General features: G+C 72.0%; 9 protein-coding genes. 1 reads left to right on the plus strand and 8 read right to left on the minus strand.

What is annotated here, in order from left to right; genetic code table 11:
* Positions 1 to 195 precede the first annotated feature (195 nt).
* From VGR37_11545 to VGR37_11580, 8 genes are all read right to left on the minus strand, one after another.
* Complete coding sequence (locus VGR37_11545; GenBank protein ID HEV2148027.1) at positions 196 to 2,613, minus strand: DNA translocase FtsK 4TM domain-containing protein; 2,418 nt, start codon at positions 2,611 to 2,613, stop codon at positions 196 to 198.
* Positions 2,614 to 3,119: 506 nt separating this feature from the next.
* Positions 3,120 to 3,869, minus strand: coding sequence for a 2-phosphosulfolactate phosphatase (locus VGR37_11550; GenBank protein HEV2148028.1), 750 nt, complete (start codon positions 3,867 to 3,869; stop codon positions 3,120 to 3,122).
* Positions 3,870 to 5,222, minus strand: coding sequence for an acetyl-CoA carboxylase biotin carboxylase subunit (accC, locus tag VGR37_11555; GenBank protein HEV2148029.1), 1,353 nt, complete (start codon positions 5,220 to 5,222; stop codon positions 3,870 to 3,872).
* Between the two features lie 5 nt (positions 5,223 to 5,227).
* A complete protein-coding gene (locus tag VGR37_11560; protein ID HEV2148030.1) occupies positions 5,228 to 6,418 on the minus strand; it encodes a type IV pilus twitching motility protein PilT in 1,191 nt (396 codons plus the stop codon).
* Entirely contained in the window at positions 6,415 to 6,918 is a 504-nt protein-coding gene (gene accB / locus VGR37_11565; protein ID HEV2148031.1) for an acetyl-CoA carboxylase biotin carboxyl carrier protein, read from the minus strand. The genes VGR37_11560 and accB overlap by 4 nt, the downstream gene beginning before the upstream one ends.
* Positions 6,915 to 7,481 carry an elongation factor P gene (efp, locus tag VGR37_11570; protein HEV2148032.1) on the minus strand — a complete coding sequence of 189 codons (567 nt, stop codon included), beginning with the start codon at positions 7,479 to 7,481 and terminating at the stop codon, positions 6,915 to 6,917. Before efp ends, accB begins: the two co-directional genes overlap by 4 nt.
* Before the next feature lie 15 nt (positions 7,482 to 7,496).
* Positions 7,497 to 7,958 (minus strand): type II 3-dehydroquinate dehydratase, encoded by a 462-nt coding sequence (gene aroQ, locus VGR37_11575; GenBank protein HEV2148033.1) that lies wholly within the window; start codon positions 7,956 to 7,958, stop codon positions 7,497 to 7,499.
* Positions 7,955 to 10,147 (minus strand): tetratricopeptide repeat protein, encoded by a 2,193-nt coding sequence (locus VGR37_11580; protein HEV2148034.1) that lies wholly within the window; start codon positions 10,145 to 10,147, stop codon positions 7,955 to 7,957. Before VGR37_11580 ends, aroQ begins: the two co-directional genes overlap by 4 nt.
* Positions 10,148 to 10,371: 224 nt before the next feature.
* Here VGR37_11580 and VGR37_11585 point away from each other — a divergent pair, with 224 nt between their 5' ends.
* Positions 10,372 to 12,189: a peptidylprolyl isomerase gene (locus VGR37_11585; GenBank protein ID HEV2148035.1), complete on the plus strand. Its 1,818-nt coding sequence runs from the start codon at positions 10,372 to 10,374 to the stop codon at positions 12,187 to 12,189.
* Positions 12,190 to 12,458: the final 269 nt, after the last annotated feature.

Genomic DNA, 12,458 nt, shown 5'->3' on the forward strand with positions numbered 1-12,458 from the left:
GCGGAGGCCGGTGCGTCGTGGCGCACGTCCGCCGCCTCGGAGCCGCTGCAGGCGGCCAGCGTCAGCGCGGCGCCGAGGAGCGGCAGACGGGCATCAACGAAAAAACGGTTCATCGGGCGGAAGACCCCGGAAACGGTTCACGCTAGGCTGTGGACGGGCTTCTACCCGACCCCGCCGGGGGCGTTCCCGCTCCGGCTAGTCGCAGATCTGGTCCAGCTGCACGTGGTCCATCAGCACCTCGCGAGGCTTGGAGCCGTCCGGCGGCCCCAGCACCCCGGCGAAGTGGAGCTGGTCGATCACCCGCGCCGCCCGCCCGTAGCCGATCCGCAGCCGCCGCTGCAGCAGCGAGGTGGAGCCGCCCTGGTGCTGGATGCACAGCTCCGCGGCCTCGCGGAAGAGGGCGTCGCGCTCCCCCACGGCCTCCTCGTCGGCCTCGCCCGAGCCGTCGTCCTCCTGCGAGCGGACCTGGTCCAGGATGTTGGCCTCGCCCCGCGTCTCCTCGTCCGGGTCGCGCCCCTCGGCGATGGCCTGCTCGCGGCGGAGGCGCTTCTGCTCGCGGTACCAGTTCATCAGCCCCTCCGTTTCCTCGGTGGAGAGGTAGGCGCCCTGGATCCGCACCGGCTCGCTGCTGGCGGGCGGGAGGAGGAGCATGTCGCCGTTCCCCAGCAGGTTGTCGGCGCCGTTCTGGTCCAGGATGGTCCGCGAGTCCACCTTGGACGAGACGCGGAAGGCGATCCGGCTGGGGAAGTTGGCCTTGATGAGCCCGGTGATGACGTTCACCGACGGCCGCTGCGTCGCCAGGATCAGGTGGATCCCGATGGCGCGCGCCTTCTGCGCGAGCAGCGCGAGCGGCTTCTCCACGTCCCCCTGGCAGGTCATCATCAGGTCGGCGAGCTCGTCGATGATGACGACGATGAAGGGGAGCGTCCCTCCCTGGTAGAGCCAGCGGTCCGGGTCCCCCTCCTCCCCCTGCGCCTCGGGGGAGCGCAGCACCTGGTCGCTCTCGACCCGGCGGTTGAAGTCCTGCAGGTTGCGGACGCCGTTGACGCTCAGGAGCTCGTAGCGGCGCTCCATCTCCAGCACCGCCCACTTGAGCACCGTGGCCGCGTCGTTGTTGTCCGTGACGACGGGGTGCCGCAGGTGGGGGAGGTCGTTGTAGATGGAAAGCTCCACCATCTTGGGGTCCACCATCAGGAACCGCAGCGTCCGCGGCGAGTGCCGGTAGATGAGCGAGGTGATGATGGTGTTGACGCACACCGACTTCCCGGCCCCGGTGGCGCCCGCGATGAGCAGGTGCGGCATCTTCGCCAGGTCGGCCACGTAGGGACGCCCGGCGATGTCCTTGCCGAGGGCGAGGGGGAGCTGGGCCTTGGTCCCGCGGTACGGGCCGGACTCGATCACCTCCCGGAAGAAGACCATCTCCGGGGTGGGGTTCGGGACCTCCACGCCCACGGCCCCCTTGCCGGGGATGGGCGCGACGATGCGGATGGACTGCGCCCGCATCGCCAGGGCGAGGTCCGCGTCGAGCGAGGCGATGCGCGCCACCTTCACCCCCGGCGCGGGCTCCACCTCGAACTGCGTCACCACGGGGCCGGCGGTCATCCCGACGATGCGGCCCTCGATCTTGAAGGTGGCGAGCTTGTCCACCAGCACCTGCCCCAGCCCGTCCAGCTCCTGGCGGCTGCGGGCCTCGTCGCGCGGCGCAGGCGCGGTGAGGATCCCCGTGGCCGGGAGGTCGCTGCTCAGCGGGTCCCCGGCGTCCAGCGGCATCAGCTCCGTCTGCTCGTCGGCGACGGTCTTGGGCCGCTGCGCCTTCGGCCGGGCGGCCTCCTTCACCGCCGCGGCGGCCTTCGCCTGCGGCCCGGGGCGGGCGGGGGGGAACGGGTCGGTGTCGTCGCGCTCGTCCCGGGGCTCCGGCTCCTCCGGGTCTGAGAGCGGGTCCGCCACGTCCAGGTCCTCGTCGTCCTCGTACTCGTCGTCCGCTTGGTCCGCCTCCGCCGCTGGGCGCCCGAACAACGGGATGGAGGGGAGGGCGACGCGCCGGGGGAGCACCTCCGGGAGCACGGACACAGTCTTCCCGGCCCGGGTGATCGCCAGCCGCCCCCCGCCCACTACGGTGCGCACCGGGTTCCACCCGATCGTGGCAATGCAGAGCGCGGCGAAGAGCACCGCGAGCACCACCGCCGAGCCCACCCCCCCCAGCAGCGTGGCGAACACCCCGCCCACCGTCCGCCCGGTCCACCCCGCCACGGCGGCGTCCGCGCGCGCCGCGTCCACCAGCACGAAGGTCGCCGTCGCAAAGAGCAGGGCCGAGCCGGCGAGAAGGACGGACCAGCGCACCGCCGTGCCGCGCTGCAGCCTCCCGAGCGCCACCGCCCCCCAGAGCCCCGGGAAGGCCGGGAGCACGAGCGCGGGGAGCCCCAGGAGCGCGAAGAGCCCCGCGGAGATGTGACGCCCCAGCACGCCGACGACGTTGCCGGTGGCGAAGAGGCGCTCGCCCGACGCGCCGAAGAGGGTGGTCGGGACGAAGCTGAGGGTCAGCAGGAGCGCCAGGGCCAGCAGGGCGAGCCCCCACAGGTCCCGGCGGTGCCGGTCGTCGACGGTAAGCGACATCTCGTGGTGCTTCGCGGCGGATGATGCGGAGGAATGCTGCGTCCGGAGCCCGGTGGCGGGCGGGAGCCGTGGCCGTGCAGAGGATGTGCGGATCGGCCAGAAAGATACGCCCGGACGGCCCGGATGCCAACCTCGTCGATGCGCCCGGATCCAGGTGAACGGCCCCAGGGTCTCGCACTCACCCGGCCTCCTGGGCCGCTGGAGGGACTGCCAGGGCTCACACAGAGGAAGCAGAGGAAGCAGAGGAGGCGTAGTCTCCCCCTACCTCCCGGACTTCTTCCCCGGGACCTGCCGGAATGCGACGGCCCCCCGCCAATGCGGCGGGAGGCCGATCACCAATCCCATCCCGGAGCGCGAGAGGCCCGCGTGAGGGATGCGAGCCCGAAGGGGCGAGACGCGGGGCCGTTTCCGCGGCTCGCCGCCGTTGAGCACGGTTGTATCGTGCTCTACGGCGCCGCAGCCCGACCCCGCGCCTGTGCGGGGGCACGCCCGAAGCCTCCGTAAAGCTACCTCTCGGAAACCGCGGAAAGCGGCGTCGAAGCCGTGATCTGGCGGTCCTGGAGAACGGGCACAACCGAGTGCCGGTCGATGCGCGCGCAGAACTCCAGGTCCTCCCGCATCCCCGCCGCCGCGATGCCCCGCCCCGCCGCGGTCGTGGCGAACGTCTCGGTATCCAGCTCGAAGCGCTCGGAAAGCGCGATGGCCGCGCGCGCCCCGTCGTTCATCTCCCACCCCTCCCCGGGCCGCGCCTCCATGAGCCGGGACGCGATCTGCCCCGCGCAGGCGGCGTCCTCCAGCCCGAAGTGCTTCTCCCGGCCGGAGCAGACGATCACCGGCTCGGCCTCGGCGCGCGCCAGCTCGTCCACCACCGCGGAAAGGTTGAGCGCGGAGGCGATCACCACGCGCGCCGCCCCGGCGGAGAGGAACATGGCGGTGGTGCCGTTGGTGGTGCTCATGACCAGCGTCTTCCCCCCCACCCGCTCGGCAGTGAACTCGCGGGGGGAGTTGCCCAGGTCGAACCCCTCGATCGGGAGGCACTTCCGCTCGCCGCAGAGGAGCACCTCGTCGCGTCCGAGGGTGTTCGCCAGGCGCAGCGCCTCCTCGATGGAGGAGACGGGATAGATGGTCTTCGCGCCGGCCGCGATGGCCTCCACGATGCTGCTCGTGGCGCGGAGCACGTCGATGATCACCACGATCCGGTCCGCCGTGTCGGCGGGGGTCACTTCACCGGGGGTGAGGAAAACGTCCAGCTTCATTCAAACCTTGGCCCGCTCGGAAAACCAGCGCTCCAGGAACTTGGTGTCCACGTCCCCGGAGGCGAACTCGGCGCTCTCCAGCACTTCCAGGAGGAAGGGGATGGTGGTGTGCACCCCCTCGACGACGAACGACGACAGCGAGTGCCGCATGCGGGCGATGGCCTCGTCGCGGGTGGCCCCGTGCACGATCAGCTTCCCGAGAAGCGAGTCGTAGAAGGGCGGCACCCGGTACCCCGCGTACGCGTGGGTGTCGATCCGCACCCCGGGCCCGCCCGGCGGGTGGAAGGTGTTGATCGTCCCCGGCGAGGGGGCGAAGTTGCGGTACGGGTCCTCGGCGTTGATGCGGCACTCGATGGCGTGCCCGCGCAGCTCCACCGGCCCCTCCGGGAGGGAGAGTGGAAGCCCGGCCGCGGCGCGGATCTGCTCCTTCACCAGGTCGTACCCGGTGACCAGCTCGGTCACGGGGTGCTCCACCTGGATGCGAGTGTTCATCTCCATGAAGAAGAACGACCCGTCCTCGTCCAGCAGCATCTCGATGGTCCCGGCGCCGACGTAGTCGATCGCCTTCGCGCCCCGGACCGCCGCGTCGCCCATCCGCTGGCGCAGGTCCGCGGTGAGCGCGGGCGAGGGGGCCTCCTCGATCAGCTTCTGGTGCCGGCGCTGGATGGAGCAGTCGCGCTCGCCCAGGTGGATCACCCGGCCGTGCTGGTCGCCCAGGATCTGGAACTCGATGTGCCGGGGGCGCGCCAGGTACTTCTCTACGTACACGGTGTCGTCGTTGAAGGCGGCGGCCGCCTCGTTTCTCGCCATGGAGAACTGGCGGACGAAGTCGTCCGCGTCCTGCGCCACGCGCATCCCCTTGCCGCCCCCTCCGGCCGCGGCCTTGATCAGCACCGGGAAGCCGATGCCGCGCGCCGCCTCCAGCGCCTCCTCGGGGTCGGCGATGGCGTCGGTCCCGGGGACGATGGGGACGCCCACCTCGGCCATGGTGCGCCGGGCGGTGGCCTTGTCGCCCATCTGCCGGATCTGGTCCGGGGTGGGACCGATGAAGGTGATCTCGCTCCGCTCGCAGATCTCCGAGAACTCGGCGTTCTCGGCGAGGAAGCCGTACCCGGGGTGGATGGCGTCGGCGCCGGTGATCTCGGCGGCGGCGATGATCCGCGGGATGTTGAGGTAGCTGTCGCGCGCGGGGGGCGGGCCGATGCACACCTCCTCGTCCGCGAAGCGCACATGGAGCGACTCCCGGTCCGCCTCGGAGTACACCGCGACGGTGCGGATCCCCATCTCCTTGCAGGCGCGGATGACACGGAGGGCGATCTCCCCCCGGTTCGCGATCAGGATCTTGCGGAACATGCCGGCTACCTCTCCATCCCCGTCGGCACGTCCTTCCACCCCGCGTCCGAGGCGGACTCCACGCCGGACACGCGGAGCGAGAACTCGGAGGGGTTGGAGGCGTAGTGCATCGCCCAGTCGAAGGAGATCAGGCCGCGCTGGTACAGGTCCATCAGGCTCTGGTCGAAGGTCTGCATCCCGTACTGCGTCCGCCCCTCGGCGATCAGGTCGGGGATCGTGTGCATCTGGTCGGGGGCGCGGATCCGGTCGGACATGGCCGCCGTGTTCACCAGCACCTCGGCGGCGGGGACACGCCCCTTGCCGTCGGCGCGGGGGATCAGCCGGAGCGAGATCACCGCCTTGAGCGCCGCCGCCAGCATCCCCCGGATCTCGGAGTGCTGGTGCGGCGGGAAGAAGGAGATGATGCGCCCGATGGTCTGCGACGCGTCAGTGGTGTGGAGCGTGGAGAGCACCAGGTGCCCCGTGTCCGCCGCCTTGAGCACCGTCTCCATGGAGGCGCGGTCGCGGATCTCACCCAGCAGGATCACGTCGGGGTCCTGCCGGAGGACGTAGCGGAGCGCGTCGTGGAAGGAGTGCGTGTCGGTGCCCACCTCGCGCTGGCTGATGATGGAGCGGGCGTCGCGGTGCAGGAACTCGATGGGGTCCTCCACCGTGACCACGTTGACCGCCCGCCGCTCGCTCATGTAGCGGATCATGGAGGCCAGCGTGGTGCTCTTCCCGCTCCCGGTCACGCCCGTCACCAGCACCAGCCCGCGGGGCGAGGTGGCGACGTCCTGCACCACGGGCGGGAGGACCAGCTCGTCCAGCGGCGGGACCTCGAAGGGGATCGCCCGGAAGGAGAACCCCAGCGTGCCGCGCTGCTGGAAGATGTTGGTGCGGAAGCGCCCCAGCCCCTGCACCCCGATGGCGAAGTCGATCTCCTTCCGCTCGGCGAAGGTTTCCTTCTGCCGCGGGTTGAGGAGCTGCTCGGCGCAGCGCTTCAGGTCGTCGGGGCGCAGCGCGGGGAGGGCGGTGTCGTACAGCTCGCCGTGGATGCGGACCACGGGCGAGCGCCCCGCCTTGAGGTGCAGGTCGGACGCGCCGCGGCGCACCATCTCCTCCAGCGCCTCGCGGAGGACGAACTCGCGCCCGGCGGCAGCGGGCCGCCCCGGGGTGGGAGGCGGCCCGCCCTGCGCCCACTCTTCTTCGATCCTCACGCGTCGGGCTCGATTCGGAAGAGGACCTGGCCGTACTCGACCGGCTCGGCGTTCTCCACGCAGATCTCGCGGATGACCCCGGCGTAGTCGGACTCGAGCTCGTTCATCAGCTTCATCGCCTCGAGGATGCAGAGCGTCTGCCCCTTCCCGACGCGCGTCCCCACCTCGACGTAGGAGGGGGCCTCCGGCGCGGGCGCGCGGTAGAAGGTCCCCACCATGGGCGACTTGATCTCCACCAGGTTGCTCTGCGGCGCGTCCGGCGCGGCTGCACCCCCGGAGGAGGCCGCCGGGGCCGCGGAGGGCGCGGGCGCGTGGGACTGCGTGGAGTACTCCGCGACCGCGTGGGCCGGGGCCGGGGCGGACGCCGCGGCGGCGACCGGCGCGGGCGGAGGCGTCTTCGCGATGCGGATCCGGGTCCCGCCGCGGGAGATCTCCAGGGAGTCGATCCCGCTCCCGTCCACCGCTTCGATGAGGCCCCGGAGGAAATCGAGTTCGATCATTTGTTGGCGCGCTCGATGTACTTGTCTTCACGGCGGTCGACCCGGATCAGGTCGCCCTCGTTGAGGAACAGCGGCACCTGCACCACGGCGCCCGTCTCCAGCTTGGCGGGCTTGGTCCCCCCCTGCGCGGTGTCGCCGCGGACGCCGGGGTCGGTCTCGGCGATGGCCAGCGTGACGAAGTAGGGGAGCTCCACGGAGATCACCTTCTCGCCGTGCACCAGCCCGTCGCACTCCATCCCCTCCTTGAGGTACTTCAGCTGCTCCTCGCCGATCACGTCGCCGGAGAGCGGGATGCTGTCGTACGTCTGCTGGTCCATGAAGTAGTACAGGCTGCCGTCGGCGTAGCTGTACTGCATGGGCCGGTGCTCCAGCCGCACCTCGTCGATCCGCTCACCGGCGCGGAAGGTCTTCTCGAGCACCGCGCCGGTGAGCACGTTGCGCAGCTTGGTGCGCACCACGGTGTTCCCCTTGCCGGGCTTGTGGTGCTGGAAGAACAGGATGGTCCATAGCGTCCCATCCATGTTGATGGTCATCCCGTTCCGGAAATCGGCCGTCGTAGCCACGGAATCTCCCTTGCGTTAAACGGACACGGGCCGGCGCCCCCCGGTCCGGCCGAGATGGCCGACCAGGGCGCGGAGCGCCAGCAGGTAGCTGTCCACCCCGAATCCCGTCACCACCCCCAGCGCGCGGTCGGCCAGGTACGAACGGTGGCGGAATCCTTCCCGGGCGAAGACGTTGGAAAGATGCACCTCCACGTACGGACGCGCCACTCCCAGCAGCGCGTCCCGGAGTGCCACGCTGGTGTGCGTGTAGGCGCCCGCGTTCACCAGGAACCCTTCCACCCGGGCGCCCGCCTCCTGCACGTAGCTCACCAGCGCGCCCTCGGAGTTGGACTGGTAGAACTCCGCCTCCGCCTCCAGGTGCCCGGCCAGCGCCGCCACCGCCGAGTTCACGTCTTCGAGGGTGCCGCGCCCGTACACCTCGGGCTCGCGCGCGCCGAGCAGGTTCAGGTTCGGGCCGTGGACGACCGCGATCCTCACCGCTTCAGGCTCTGCAGCCACGCCTGGAACGACTCCAGGTCCTCCTCGTCCTCCGCCGACGCGGCCGGCTGGGCGGGCGTCTCGGCGCGCGGGGACTCCGGCGCGGACGGCTCGGGGGCCGGCGGAGGCGCGGGCGCCTCGGCCGCCTCGACGAAGAACTCCTCGAAGGAGAACGCGGAGGTGGGGGGCGCCTCCGGGGCGGGCTCGGCGGCCGGGGCCTCCCCGGGGGCCGGAGCGGCCTCCCACGGGTACGCCTCCTCGTCCGCGGGGCCGGCGGAGGCGGCCGCGCCCGCGGACTCCGCGGCGAGCAGCCCGTCGATGTCCATGGGCTCGGCAGCGGCGTCGGCGCCGTGCTCCTCCGACACCGGCGCGGCGAGCCAGGGCATGTCGTCCTCCTCGTCCTCCACCGCCGCCTCGTGGAACTCCGCCGCGGGGGTGTGCTCCGCCGCGGGCGGGACCTCCTCCATCGTGGTCGGCGCGACCTCCGCGGGCGCCACGGCCCCGGCGGGAGCCTCCGGCGCTTCTGCCGCTCCTGCACCGGCGCCCTCCCGCGAGGAGGGCTGCCACGCCGCCAGGCCGGCCAGGTACTCGCGGACGCTCCGGAACTCCACCACGACCTCCGGGGCCGGAACGGCCTCGGCCGCCGGCTCTTCCAGCGCGGGCCCGGCGGCGAACGCCTCGTCCGCGTCGAACCCGGCGTCCGCGAATATGTCGCCGGCCGGCTCTTCCTCCGCCGCCGGCTCATAGGCCACCGGCTCGTCGCCGAGCAGCTCGGACGCGGCGCTGGCGAGGACCAGCGGCTCGTCCTCCTCCGCGGCAGGCTCATCCCGGGCCGGCTCCTCCGCGGGGGCGGGCGCCTCGGCGGCGAAGAACGCTTCCCCGCCCGCGAAGATGGCGGCGACCTCCGCGGCCTCGGAGTCCTCGCCGCCCCAGGGGACGGGCGTCTCGTCCTCGAAGCCGGGGAGGTCGGCCCCGGTGTTCTCCGGCGGCGCGTACGCAGTCGGGGGCGCGAGCGAAACCTCGCCGAAGCCGGCCTCGAAGGAGGCGGCGAACGGGTCGTGGCCCTCCCCCGCCGCGGGGACGAAGGGCTCCGGCTCTTCCGCGTCGGCCCCCGCGTCGGCGAGCCCAGGCTCCTCGATGCTCCACTCCAGGAGGGGGAGCTCGTCCGTCTCGGTCGCGGGCTCCGTCCACGTGGCGAGCGGCTCAGGCTCGTCCGCGCCCTCCCCGGCGGCGAGGCGCTCGACCTCGCGGAGGCGCGCCTCCAGGGCGGGGTCGCCGCCGCGGCGGCGGATCAGCTCGCGGTACACGTCGGCGGCGCGGTCGTGGAACCCCTGCCTCGCGTACAGCTCGGCGATGGTCTCGGTCACTACCTCGTCGCCGTCGCCGTCCGGCTCAGCGGGCGTGTCGTCCTCGTCTCCCGCGAAAGCAGGCGTCTGCAGCTCAACGGTGGTCCCGGCGTACGGGTCCCAGCCGCCCTGCTCACTCCCGGAGCCCGGCCAGGGCTGGGCCTCCTCCGGAGCGGCCGGCTCCTCGGGTGCGTCGGTGAGCTCCAGGTCGCCGAAGGAGAGCGCCCCCGTGGGCTCGGGCGCGGGGCTCCCCTCGACGGCGGCGTCGGTTCCGATGGTGGCGTCCAGCTCCACCGACCCCCACGACAGCACCTCGTCCTCTTCCGCGGCGGGCTCCCCTGCCTCGTCGGCCGCATCGTCCGCCGGGCGCTCCCACCACGAGGAGTCCCCGGAGTCCTCCGCGCTCGCCTGGGCGGCGGGAGCGGGCCGGGACTCCAGCGCGTCGAGCGCCTGCCGGGCGTCCTCGTTCATAGGGTCCACGGCCAGCAGCTCGCGGTACCAGCGCGCCGCCTCCTCCGCCCGCCCGCCCGCGCTCGCCATCTCGCCCAGGGAGCGGAGGGCGATCAGGTTCTGCGGGTCCACCGACAGGACGTAGCGGAACTCGCCGACCGCGTCCTCGGTGGCGCCGCGGTCCGCCAGGCACCGGCCGAGCACGATGTGCGCGCTCAGGTAGTCCGGGTGCCGCCGCAGCCCCTCGCGAAGCAGAGCCTCGGCCTGCTCCAGCGCGCCGCTCTTCCGGTAGGCGTTCGCCAGCGGAACGAAATAGCGTCCCTGGGGGTTCTCTGCGTGGTAGCGCTCGAGCTTCTGGACTTCCGCGGCGAGCTCGGGGGGGACTTCGGCCATGGTCTCCTACGCGCGTGAAGTAAAGCAGGGCGAGGGCGGCGAGGGAGGTGCAACTTACTGGACGCCCGGCGCGCGTGTCAACAGACTTCGGGCGCGCGGGCGGGCACCGCTTGCGTGCCTCCGGCGGCGTAAGTATTTTTCGCGACTTCGCCTTCGCCTCCTGTGGGTTCCCTTCGCACGATCGCGGTCGTTTCCCGTTCCAAAAATCCGGAGTTTGAATCGCCATGATGCAGAGCATGCGGGGCAGGGCCGGGAAGATCCTGGGCTTGATGTTCGCCGTCGCGTTCGTCGGCTGGATGTTCTTCGAGCTGGGGCTGGACGTCACCGGCTCGGGCCAGAACTTCAACACCAACGAGCTCGGCCGGGTCAACGGTGAGCCGGTCCTGAACCAGCGGTACCAGACCACGTACCAGGAGATGGTGCAGCAGGCGCAGCAGGGCGGGACGCAGCTCTCCACCGAGCAGCGCCGCGAGCTGGAGCAGGCCGCCTGGCAGCGCGTGGTGGACGAGATGCTGATCCAGCAGGCGATCCGCCGGCAGGGGATCCGCGCCTCGGACGCGGAGGTCCGCCAGGCCGCGCTGTACAACCCGCACCCGGCGCTGATGCAGAACGAGCTCTTCCAGACGGACGGGCGGTTCGACCTGCAGAAGTACCAGCAGTTCCTGACCGGCCCCTCGGCGAACGAGGAGCTCCTCCTGCAGCTGGAGGACTACTACCGGTCGGTGGTCCCGCAGCAGAAGCTGTTCAGCCGGCTCACCGCCGGGGCGTACGTGTCGGACGCGGAGCTGTGGCGCGCCTGGCAGGACCGCCACGAGACGGCGACCGTCGAGTACGTGGCGCTGGACCTGGGCCGGCTGGTCCCGGGCGAGGTGCAGGTGAGCGACGCCGAGGTGCGCCGCCACTACGACGCGAACAAGGACGACTTCAAGCGCCCGGCGACCGCCCGCGTGTCGCTGGCGGTGCTCCCGAAGGCCGCCTCCCGCGCCGACACCGCCGCCGCGCTCCAGCGCGCGCAGCAGGTCCGCGCCGAGCTGGCCGGGGGCGCCGACTTCGCCGAGGTGGCGAAGCGCGAGTCGGCGGACCCGGGCTCGGCCGCGCAGGGTGGCGACCTGGGCACCTTCGGGCGCGGGCAGATGGTCCAGGCGTTCGACGAGGCGGCCTTCTCGCTCCCGGTGGGCGAGATCTCGCAGCCGGTGCTCTCGCCCTTCGGCTACCACGTGATCCAGGTGCAGGAGCGGACCGGCGACCAGGCGAAGGCGCGCCACGTCCTGATCCCGCTGGAGAAGGGCGAGGAGGAGCTGGACCGCTTCTACGCCAAGGCGGACTCACTGGAGAACCTGGCGAAGGGCAACGGGCTGGAGCGGGCCGCCCGCGCGACCGGCGCCTCGGTGCGGACCGGGGTCACCATCTCGGAGGGCTCGCCCTTCGTCCCCGGGGTCGGCTCGGCGCTGGAGGCGCTGGAGTGGGCCCAGGAGGAGCACCGCACCGGCAGCAAGGGCGCGGTGAGCGACCTGATGGAGACGGAGCAGGCGTTCTACGTGGCGAGGCTGGAGGGGTACACCCCGGAGGGGACGGTCCCGTTGCAGCAGGCCGCGCCGCAGATCCGCCGGCAGCTGGTGCTGGAGAAGAAGCAGGAGCGCGCGCGTGAGATCGGCCGGCAGATGGCCGCCGAGGTCCGCGGCGGGAAGCCGCTGCAGCAGGTCGCCGCGGCGCGCGGCCTTGAGGTGCAGCAGGTGGGCCCCTTCACCCGCGGGGAGCCGAACACGGCATTCGGGCAGGCCAACGCCGCGGTCGGCGCCGCCTTCGGGGTGCCGGTGGGCAAGGTGAGCGACCCGGTGAAGAGCAGCGCGGGTCTCTTCCTGATCCGCCCCGTCGCGCGCACCGAGGCCGACCGCAAGGCCTGGGAGGCGCAGAAGCAGCAGCAGCGCGCCATGATGATGGCCCGCCTGCAGCAGGACGCGGTCGGGCGCTGGATGGAGAGCCTGCGCAAGAACGCCGACATCGTGGACCGCCGCCGCGAGATCTTCCGCCAGAGCACCTGAGCGGTCCCGCGCGGGTAGCTCCCCGAGGAGGTACATGCGACAACTGGAGGCCCGCCCCTCGCGCGAGGGGCGGGCCTCTTTGTTGGAGCGGCCCGGTGGGCCCCCTCCCCAACCCCTCCCCCGCAAGCGCTACGCATTACCCACAAGTCGAGAAGGGGGAGAACGATGGGAGCAGGAGGAGGTAAGAGGGAGGGCAGGTAGGGAGAGGAGGGAACCGAAGGCAGGAAGAGAGGTTGATGGTTGCCTGGGTGGTCGAAGAGATGCAGTCT

Source organism: Longimicrobiaceae bacterium (genome assembly GCA_035936415.1).
Classification (GTDB): Bacteria; Gemmatimonadota; Gemmatimonadetes; order Longimicrobiales; family Longimicrobiaceae; genus JAFAYN01.

What these genes read in the sequence shown, in the direction of transcription:
- accC (HEV2148029.1), bottom strand. Translation starts at nt 5,222, where the DNA reads ATGTTCCGCAAGATCCTGATCGCGAACCGGGGGGAGATCGCCCTCCGT.
- VGR37_11585 (HEV2148035.1), top strand. Translation starts at nt 10,372, where the DNA reads ATGATGCAGAGCATGCGGGGCAGGGCCGGGAAGATCCTGGGCTTGATG.
- accB (HEV2148031.1), bottom strand. Translation starts at nt 6,918, where the DNA reads ATGATCGAACTCGATTTCCTCCGGGGCCTCATCGAAGCGGTGGACGGG.
- VGR37_11550 (HEV2148028.1), bottom strand. Translation starts at nt 3,869, where the DNA reads ATGAAGCTGGACGTTTTCCTCACCCCCGGTGAAGTGACCCCCGCCGAC.
- VGR37_11580 (HEV2148034.1), bottom strand. Translation starts at nt 10,147, where the DNA reads ATGGCCGAAGTCCCCCCCGAGCTCGCCGCGGAAGTCCAGAAGCTCGAG.
- VGR37_11545 (HEV2148027.1), bottom strand. Translation starts at nt 2,613, where the DNA reads ATGTCGCTTACCGTCGACGACCGGCACCGCCGGGACCTGTGGGGGCTC.